The following is a 9,169-nucleotide window of genomic DNA, read 5'->3' as shown; positions in this document are numbered from 1 at the left end:
CACCGCCACCACCTCCGCCGCCGATGCCCGGCATGGCGCCACCGCCGCCTGCACCTCCCGTCCCGCCGCCGCCGCCTGTGCCGCCGCCGTCCGGCTTCGCGGCCCATCACATGTTCATCAGCACGCACGACGACACCGGCCGCGCCTTCGCCCTGCTCGACGGCGACTCGGCCACGATCAACGGCACCGACGGCGACCTCGCCACCGTGCGGCAGCTGCGCAAGCAGGGCGAACCGCTGCTGTGGTTCCGCCACGGCGACCAGTCCTGGGTGATCCGTGACCGCAGCTACATCCAGCGTGCGGAGGCCATCTATGCCCCCGTGACCGCGCTCGGCAAGGAACAAGGCGAGCTGGGCAGGCAACAAGGCGCACTGGGCGCGCAACAGGGCCGGCTGGGCGCGCAGCAAGGCGGCCTCGGCGGCCAGCAGGGCGAGTTCGGCGCGCGCACGGCCGCGCTGGCAGCGCAGCAAGCGTCGCTGGCCAACCGCATCGCCGAGCTGGACAGCCGAACCAGCGGCGACCAGGCCACGGCCGCCACCCGCAAGGCGATCGCGGCCGAATCCGCCAAGCTCGATGTCGAACGAGAGGCCCTGCAAGCGCAGCAAACCGCCTTCGACAAGCAGCAGTCGGCATTGGGCGAACGACAAGCGGCCCTGGACCAGCAGCAGGAAGCACTCGGCAAGCAACAGCAGGCGCTGGGCGAGCGACAACGCGCGGCGTCGACGAAAGCCGAGCAGCAGATCGAGCAGTTGCTGGACGAAGCGCGGGCCAGGGGCGTGGCGCAGCCGGTGGGCAAGCGCTGAGCAACGCCTCAATCCAACGGACTTCCACAAAAAAACCGGCGGAGCCATCCGCCGGTTTTCATTTGCTCCTGCCGTTGTCATCTCGTGGCCTCGCCCATGCGAAGCGAGACCGCGAGATTCAGACCCTCAGAACCACGGCCACTTCTTCAACTCGTACTGCTTCGGCGGCGTGTTGCCGGCGAGGTAGTGCACGAAGTAGTCCCAGCGGCGGCGCGTGGCGTATGGCGTGGAAGCCGCGTAGCCGTGGTGCACGTTGGGGATGATCAACATGTCGAAATCCTTGTTCGCCCTGATCAGCGCCTCGGCCACCAGGTAGGTCTCGCCCACCGGCACGTTGTCGTCGATCGTGCCGTGCACCAGCATCAGGCGGCCCTTGAGGTGCTTGGCCATGTCCTGGTTGGCTTGGTTGTCGTAGTTGGTGGTGCCGTCCTTGTTGGTCACCAGCAGGCCCTGGTACTTCTCGCCCCAGTCGTTCTCGTAGTTGCGGTTGTCGTGGTTGCCGCTTTCGGCCCAGCCGACCTTGAAGAAGTCGGGGTAGCGGAACATCGCGTCGGCGGTGGTGTTGCCGCCGCCGGAGTGGCCCCAGATGCCGACGCGGTTGATGTCGATCCACGGATAACGCTGCGCCAGCTCCTGGATGCCCTTGACCTGGTCGGGCAGCGTGTTGTCGCCCATGTCGCCGTACCAGGTGTGGTGGAAGCTGGCCGAGCGCCACGGCGTGCCCATGCCGTCGAGCGCGACCACGATGAAGCCCAGTTCCGCCAGCGCCTGGTTGTCGCCGCGCGAGGGCAGGAAGCTGCGGCCGCGCACCGAGCCGGTCTGCGGACCCGGATAGACATAGTCGATGACCGGGTATTTCTTGTTGGGATCGAAGTTGGACGGCTTGAACATGATGCCGTAGAGATCCGTCTTGCCGTCGCGCGCCTTCACCGTGAACGGGATCGGCGGCACCCAGCCGGCCGCCTTGAGGCGCGTGATGTCGGCCTTCGCGATGGTGGCGATGATGTGGCCGTTCGCGCTGGAACGCAGCACGGTCACCGGCGGCGTGGTGGGCGTGGACCAGCTGTCGACGAAGGTCTTGCCGTCCGGCGACATGCTGATGCTGTGGTCGGCGTCTTCCGGCGTGAGCAGCACCGGCTTGCCGCCGTCCAGGCCCACCTTCCAGAACTGCCGGTAGTACGGGTTCACGCCGGGTACCTTGCCCACGCCCACGAACCACAGTTCGCGCGCGTGGCGATCCAGATGCAGCACCTCGGTGACGTTGCCGTCGCCGCTGGTGATCGGATGGAGCGTCTTGCCGGTCTTCAGACTGTAGAGATAAAGGTTGTTCCAGTCGTTGCGTTCGGACGGCCAGACGGCCTCGTTGACCTTGGGCAGGTACTGCCAGTTCACCTCGCCGTGGCCGCTCTCGTAATAGGTCGCCACCTGCTCGTCGAAGGCGGTGCGCACCGCGCCGGTGTCGACGTTGGCGATGCGGTACCAGACCTGCTTGCGGTCGCGCGAGCTGTTGACCATCGCGAAGGTCTTGCTGTCCGGCGCCCACTTGAGGTCGTCCCAGTGGCCGTCGCTGCTGCAGCTGATGTCGTCGCACAGGCTGGACAGGCGCTGCTGCGGATCGATCTTCAGGCGCACCACCTTGCGCGTGGCCACGTCGATCACCACCGGCTCGATCATGAACACCTTCTGGTCGCCCGGCAGCGGGTACTTCCACGCGTCGAGCACGGGGTGGCCGACCTGGGTCTTCACGGTGTACATCTCGCCCACGCCGCGCTGGTCCTGCTGGTAGGTGGCGATCCTCTTCGAGTCGGGCGACCAGTTCAGCACGGCGCGGTCGGTGTGGATCCAGCCGGCGTTGTCGGTGGCGTAGCCGAAGTCCTTCGCGCCGTCCGTGGTGAGCTGGGTCTCCTTGCCGGTGGCGAGGTCGCGCACCCACAGGTTCCAGTCGCGGATGAAGGCTTCTTTCGTCTTGTCGGGCGAGACGATGCCGGGCTCGTTGCCGGTCTTCGCCGCGGCCTTGGCGGTGCACTCGCCGGCGCCGCCGAGGTCGCAGATGTAGTGCTTGCCCATCAGGTCGATGTCGTAACGGCCGTCCTTCTGCACGCTGAAGTCGAAACCGCGGGCTGGCACCTTGCCCGCCGCCACCGGCTTGCCGGTGACCTTGCCCAGCGCGGCGGCCAGCTTGGCCTGGTCGAAGGCCGGCGCGGCGTTGCCGGTAGTGGTGTCCATGGTCATCGCATGGTCGCCGCTGGCGTCGTGGTCGATGTACCAGAAGTGGTTATCGTCCAGCCACTTCACCCGCTGCACGTCATGGTCGACCAGCGGCGCGGTGTTGTAGGACATGAAGCGTTCCGCTTGCGCGTAGTCCTGTGCGGTGAGCGTGCGTCCCTGCGCCATCGCGCCGGTGGCGCACACCAGCAGCCCTGCTGCCAGCGCGCCGGCCAGGCGTGTCTTGCCGATCGTCGAATGCATCGTGGTGTCCCCTTCGGAATGCGGGTGTTCTGGTGTGGCGAGCTTCGCGCCGTCGCGCGAACGCCCGATGCTAGCGCGCCATGACCTTCGGCACCCCTGCCAGAAGTTGAGGTCGGCGCACGTCGACATGCGCCGCACGCTGGACCGGGGAGGGGATCAGCGTGCCGCGGGCTGCAGCACGATCTCGTCTGGCGCCACCTGGACCGCTCGCAGCAGGCGGCTGCGTTGCAGCGCCTGCGCCAAGGCGAGCGGGTCGCCCGCGTCGAACACGCCGCTGATCGGCAGGTTGCGCAAGGCCGCGTCGCCGAACACCAGCCGGGTGTCCGAATAGCGGTTCATCGCCGCCACCAGCTCGGCGAGGCCGCGGTGGTGGAACACCAGTTCGCCGCGGGGCCAGCCGCGCGCGGCGGCCAGGTCCGCCGGCTGCACGCCGCCGAGCCGGCCGTAGCCGTAGTCGACCTGCTGGCCGGGCTGCAGCGTGACTTGCTCATTGCTGGCCGGCAGCTGCACCGCGACGGTGCCGGCCAGCGCGGTGACACGTACCTCGCCCGCCTGCCGGCTCAGCTGGAAGCGGCCGGCCCCAGCGCGGACGACGCCGTCGCCGGCATGCACCGCAAGGGTTCGCCCGCTGGGGTCGAATTGCGCACGACCACGCTCCAGCGCCAGCACGCGCGGCGCATCGGCAGCCACGCTGATCGATGTCGCCGTGTCCAGCAGCGCCGAGCCGCCCCCGGCCAGCGGCAGCGTGCGCTGGCCGCCGATGGCGGTGGCGTAGTGCTGCTGCGAGGCCTGGTGGGCCACGGCCCGCCAGGTGAGCGCCGCCATCGGCAACACGCAGACCGCCGCCAGCAGCAGCACCCAGCGCAAGGGGGCGCGACGGATGGGCGCTTCCTCGTGGTGTCGGGCTTCGCCCTGCATGGCCGGCCGGGGCGCCAGGGTATGGCTGTACCCCTGCGTGGCGGGCACGCTCGCCGTGGGGGTTCGATGGCCAAGCGCAACCGCCTTCTCGGGCGACGGGGTCCGCGGTGCCGGCGCACGCTCGACACGCCGCCGCGCCGCCTCACCCGGGCGCATCAGGAACACCACGTTGTCGGCGTAGATGCGAGCCATGACCTTGAAGCCTGACCTCCGCTGCCGTTCCCCGACGGTACGGCTGGGGGCCAGTTAACCCATGCCTGCGACAATCTGTCATCTGGCGGCGCAACATCGGCGGCGGCAAGCGGCGTCTGCGGCAGAATGGCGGGCCCTCCCCCGCCCGGATTGACTGATGGCTGACACCGCGCCCGAAGCCCGCCTGCTGGAAATGGTCTTTCCCGACCACACCAACCACCTCGGCACGCTGTTCGGCGGCCAGGCATTGGCCTGGATGGACAAGGCCGCCTTCATCGTGGCTTCCCGTCACGCGCGGCGGATCGTGGTGACGGCACGTTCGGAGGAGGTGAACTTCCGCGTACCGGTCCGCGAGGGCCAGCTGGTGGAACTGGTGGCCCGCATCACCGGCACCGGCCGCAGCTCGATGCAGGTGGAAGTGGAGATGACTGCCGAGGACCCGCTCAGCGGCGACCGCCGCGTCTGCACCACCGGCCGCTTCGTGATGATCGCGCTGGATGCCCACGGCACGCCGACCGCGGTGCCGGCGCTGCCCGCCGGCGATTGACGCCGGCACGCCGACCCGCGCACGCTTTGGCCATCACGCCCGGCGGAGCGGTGCGATGTCTCGTCTGAAGGTGATCGGCAGCTACCTCTCGCCCTATGTGCGCAAGGTGCTCGCCTGCCTCGAACTCAAGGAGCTGGACTACGAGATCGACCCGATGCCGCCGTTCGTGGGCAACGCGGACTTCGCGCGACTGAGTCCGTTGCGGCGCGTGCCGGTGCTGATCGACGATGGGCTGGTGCTGAACGATTCCTCGGTGATCTGCCAGTACCTCGAAGACAAGCACCCCACGCCCTCGCTCTACCCGCGCGACATCGCCGACCGCGCCCGCGCGCGCTGGCTGGAGGAATATGCCGACACGCGGCTGGCCGACGGGTTGATCTGGCGGCTGTTCTACCAGCGCTCGATCCGTCGCCGCGTGTACTGCGAACCGCCCGACGAGGCAGTGGTGGCGCAGGCGCTGGAGGTGGAGATACCCGTGGCGATCGACTACCTGGAAACCCAGCTGCCGGACGACGGCTTCATCTTCGGCGCGCTGTCGATCGCCGACCTCAGCATCGCCAGCTATTTCCGCACTGCATCCTTCGTGCGCTACGAGATCGACGCCATGCGCTGGCCGCGCACCGCCGCGCTGGTGGCGCTGATGCAGTCGCAGCCGGTGCTGCAGAAGCTGGCCCGCTACGAGGACTGCACGCTGCGCCTGCCGCTGGCCGAGCAGCGCGCCGCCCTGCTCGCGACCGGCGCCCCGCTCAGCAGCGAGACGATGGGCACCTGCTCGCCGCGACCGGTGCTGCCGCGCACGTCGTAGGTCGGGATTCATCCCGACATCTCGGCCGACACCTCTGCGCACGACGCAGTCGGGATGAATCCCGACCCACGCTGCGGCGACTCAGGCCTGCCGCTCCATCAACTCCACCAGCCAGTCCACGAACACGCGCAGCCGTGCCGACAGCTGCCGCTGCGACGCGTACAGCACGTGCATCGGCAGCGCGGGCGGCGGCAGGGCGGGCAGCAGTTCGCACAAGGTGCCACGGGCCAGCGCCTCGGCGATGCGGTAGCGCGGAAACTGCGCGATGCCCAGTCCCGCCTCGCAGCAGGCAAGGTACGCGTCCACGCCGCTGACGGTAATGCGCGCGGGCAGGCTCACTGCGCGATGCCGTCGGTTGACGATGAACTCCAGCGACGGCTCCGGCCGGCGCGTGGTGGGCGAAGCCCAGTTCACGGCGAGATGGCCTTGCTGCAAGTCGGCCAGCGTGGCGGGCCTGCCGTGGCGGCGCAGGTAACCCGCGCTGGCCACGGTGACTTGCGCGAGCGTGGCCACGCGCCGCCCCACCAGCCCCGAGTCCGGCAGCTCGCCCACGCGCAGCACGCAGTCCACGCCTTCGCGCAGCAGGTCCACGAAGCGGTCGCTGGTGCCGATGTCCAGCTCGATCTGCGGGAAGCGCGCGCAGAACTCCGGCAGCGCGGGGATCACCAGCTGCCGCGCCAGCGTGGCCGGCAGGTCGATGCGCAGGCGGCCCTGCGGCTTCACCGCGGCCTCGCGGAAATCGGCCTCCACCTCGTCGAGGTCGGCGAGCAGGCGCACGCAATGCGCGTAATACGCCTGGCCGTCGCGGGTGACGCGCTGGCTGCGCGTGGTCCGCTGCAACAGCTGCGCACCCAGCCGCGCTTCCAGTTGCTTGATGGCGTTGGTGACCGTGGCGCGCGGCAGGTCGAGATCGTTGGCGGCGGCGGTGAAGCTGCCCAGCTCGACGATCCGCGCGTACAGCCGCATGGTGTCCAGGCGATCCATGGATTGTTGTGCCAGATGGAATGGTGTTGGCGATTATTCGGTATTTATCCCGCAACGGCCAAGGCGCAGGATGGTGCCGGCTTCCCCCCACCCTTCCCCCACGGAGCACCGCCATGCAAACCCGCACACTCGGAACGAACGGCCCGCAAGTCTCCGCCCTTGGCCTCGGCTGCATGGGCATGAGCGATTTCTACGGCCACCGCGACGACGCCGAATCCATCGCCACCATCCGTCACGCGCTGGATCGCGGCCTCAACCTGCTCGACACCGCCGACATGTACGGCCCGCACGTCAACGAGGAGCTGGTGGGCAAGGCGATCAAGGGCCGGCGCGACGAGGCCTTCGTCGCCACCAAGTTCGGCATCGTGCGCGACCCCGCCAACCCCACCGCGCGCGGCGTCAACGGCCGCCCCGACTACGTGCGCGCCGCATGCGAGGGCAGCCTGAAGCGGCTGGGCATCGAGACCATCGACCTGTACTACCAGCACCGCGTGGACCCGAACGTGCCGATCGAGGAGACCGTGGGCGCGATGGCCGAACTGGTGCGCGCGGGCAAGGTGCGCCACCTGGGCCTCTCCGAGGCCTCCGCCGTCACGCTGGAACGCGCGAGCAAGGTGCACCCCATCGCCGCGCTGCAGAGTGAATACTCGCTGTGGACGCGCGACCCCGAGGACAACGGCGTGCTCGACGCCTGCCGCCGGCTGGGTATCGCCTTCGTCGCCTACTCGCCGCTGGGCCGCGGCTTCCTCACCGGCGCGATCCGCTCGCCCGACGACTTCGACGCCGACGATTACCGCCGTTCCAATCCGCGCTTCCAGGGCGCGAACTTCGCGCGCAACCTGGCGCTGGTGGACCAGGTGAAGGCGCTCGCCGCCGACAAGGGCTGCTCGCCCGCGCAACTGGCACTGGCCTGGGTGCTGGCGCAGGGCGAGGACGTGCTGGCAATACCGGGCACGAAGAAGCGCAGTCGGCTGGACGAGAACCTGGGTGCGCTGGATGTAGTGTTGTCGCCCGATGATCTCGCCACCATCGACGCGGTGTTCCCGCCCGAAGCGGTGGCGGGCGCGCGCTATGCGGCGGCGAGCATGGTGCATGTCAATCGCTGAAATCCGTCCAACGGTTTGCGGCGCGGGGGACGAATGGCAGTGGATCCACCATACGCCCGTGCTCCATGTCTGGTCGACCGGGCATGGCACAGCCACCAGCACCTTGACGTGGCTGTCGTGGACCAGGATGACGCCACAACAGCATCAACGTGAGCACCCGCTGCATGACCTGGCCGGCATCGACCTTCGCGTTCCAAGTCTTGCGAGTCGATGCTCCAGTGCGAAAACACCACTTCGCGCCATCCGGGCGTGGCAAGCCACGCCCTCAGACTCTGTCCAATGAAATCAACAGCTCAGTTCACAGAGCTCAAAGCAAACAGCGCCCACTCGCTCGGCGGGGGCGCTGTTTGGTTGGAGGATGGTCACTTCTGACTACGGATAGCATCGACCCTGGCCATCATATCCCTGATGGAACGGATTGCAGCCGGTTTGCCGCCGGTCATATGGTCTCGAGTGAAATCAAAATTCCTGTATCCCCCACTGGTTTGGATACGAATCCGGCAATCACTCGCAGCCACCATCTGTTGCAGCACCGAGTAGGGAATAACGATCTCGTTGGATGCGTACAAGCGGTGCGGACCCGTCGTTCCGGAAGCCGCGTTGAGCGGCTGACCGGCCGAGTACTGCGTAATCTTGCCGTCAGTATTGACATAAAAGGCAAGGATACCCGTGAACGGCACGGTGCCACTGCTGCCAATCAAGGCCATGGTGAGCGTGGCGCTGTTTGGTGCGGCGCTCGACCAACTGGCACCCAGTGCAGTCGAGTCGGTCCACATTCCGTCCGTATCGGCAATATTGTTGGGCGAAGCCTCGATGACAGTCGCATTGTCGAAGTCCGAGGTGTGTTGCGTGACGACCCCGCGCCCAGTCATTTGATCAAGTGCAGTGCAACCCGTTATAGCCAGCGCAGCAGCGATTACAAATAATATCTTTCCAGTCATTGCGCCTATCTCCATGTGTTGTGAAATTAACGCTCAATTTGGCTGAGATGAAGTGAGCCTGCAAACCGGTCCATGCACGAATGAATACGTTCGAACGCGATACGTTCCAACGAATTGTTCGGAAACGACAGATTGCTTGTGATATCCGCAGTCACTGGCAGTACTGCATCCCCTTCGACACAACGGATCGCGCTCAACAATGAGCACGACGAAATCGCCATGGTTCATGCTATCAGCCTGTCCCATCAGACAGTGCCCGCGATTTGTGTAGGACTAACAGGCTGTTGAGAAGCACCGTCTCGCGCCACTCTCGATAGCCGCGATCTATGCATGACGGTCGTGATGGTGGGCGCATGGCGCGTTTTCCCGCCCTGCGGACGCACGTCTCCCACCGTTGCTCATGT

Annotated in this window: 7 protein-coding genes and 1 pseudogene; 4 read left to right on the top strand and 4 right to left on the bottom strand. The window is 67.3% G+C overall.

The window, feature by feature from the left end:
* A pseudogene (locus B0E52_RS00665) lies at window positions 1-803 on the top strand (peptidase M56); the annotation flags it as partial.
* Window positions 804-929: 126 nt separating this feature from the next.
* Here B0E52_RS00665 and B0E52_RS00660 read toward each other — a convergent pair.
* On the bottom strand, window positions 930-3,272 hold the full coding sequence (locus B0E52_RS00660; protein WP_077480739.1) for a S9 family peptidase: 2,343 nt from the start codon (window positions 3,270-3,272) through the stop codon (window positions 930-932).
* 156 nt (window positions 3,273-3,428) lie between these two features.
* Window positions 3,429-4,382: a FecR domain-containing protein gene (locus B0E52_RS00655; protein WP_077480737.1), complete on the bottom strand. Its 954-nt coding sequence runs from the start codon at window positions 4,380-4,382 to the stop codon at window positions 3,429-3,431.
* A gap of 157 nt (window positions 4,383-4,539) precedes the next feature.
* Here B0E52_RS00655 and B0E52_RS00650 point away from each other — a divergent pair, with 157 nt between their 5' ends.
* Complete coding sequence (locus B0E52_RS00650) at window positions 4,540-4,929, top strand: acyl-CoA thioesterase (RefSeq protein WP_077480735.1); 390 nt, start codon at window positions 4,540-4,542, stop codon at window positions 4,927-4,929.
* A 55-nt stretch (window positions 4,930-4,984) separates the two neighbouring features.
* Window positions 4,985-5,734 carry a glutathione S-transferase family protein gene (locus B0E52_RS00645; protein WP_077480733.1) on the top strand — a complete coding sequence of 250 codons (750 nt, stop codon included), beginning with the start codon at window positions 4,985-4,987 and terminating at the stop codon, window positions 5,732-5,734.
* Window positions 5,735-5,815: 81 nt separating this feature from the next.
* Here the strand turns inward: B0E52_RS00645 and B0E52_RS00640 are convergent, their stop codons facing one another.
* Entirely contained in the window at window positions 5,816-6,718 is a 903-nt protein-coding gene (locus tag B0E52_RS00640; RefSeq protein ID WP_077480731.1) for a LysR family transcriptional regulator, read from the bottom strand.
* A 113-nt stretch (window positions 6,719-6,831) separates the two neighbouring features.
* Here B0E52_RS00640 and B0E52_RS00635 point away from each other — a divergent pair, with 113 nt between their 5' ends.
* Window positions 6,832-7,824, top strand: coding sequence for an aldo/keto reductase (locus tag B0E52_RS00635; protein WP_077480729.1), 993 nt, complete (start codon window positions 6,832-6,834; stop codon window positions 7,822-7,824).
* Between the two features lie 362 nt (window positions 7,825-8,186).
* On the opposite strand, the gene B0E52_RS00630 is transcribed toward B0E52_RS00635, so the two are convergent.
* Window positions 8,187-8,765, bottom strand: coding sequence for a hypothetical protein (locus B0E52_RS00630; protein WP_139351534.1), 579 nt, complete (start codon window positions 8,763-8,765; stop codon window positions 8,187-8,189).
* Window positions 8,766-9,169: the final 404 nt, after the last annotated feature.

The sequence above is a fragment of the Rhodanobacter sp. C06 genome (genome assembly GCF_002001105.1).
Classification (GTDB): Bacteria; Pseudomonadota; Gammaproteobacteria; order Xanthomonadales; family Rhodanobacteraceae; genus Rhodanobacter_A.
This window is presented reverse-complemented; position numbering and strand designations above follow the sequence as displayed.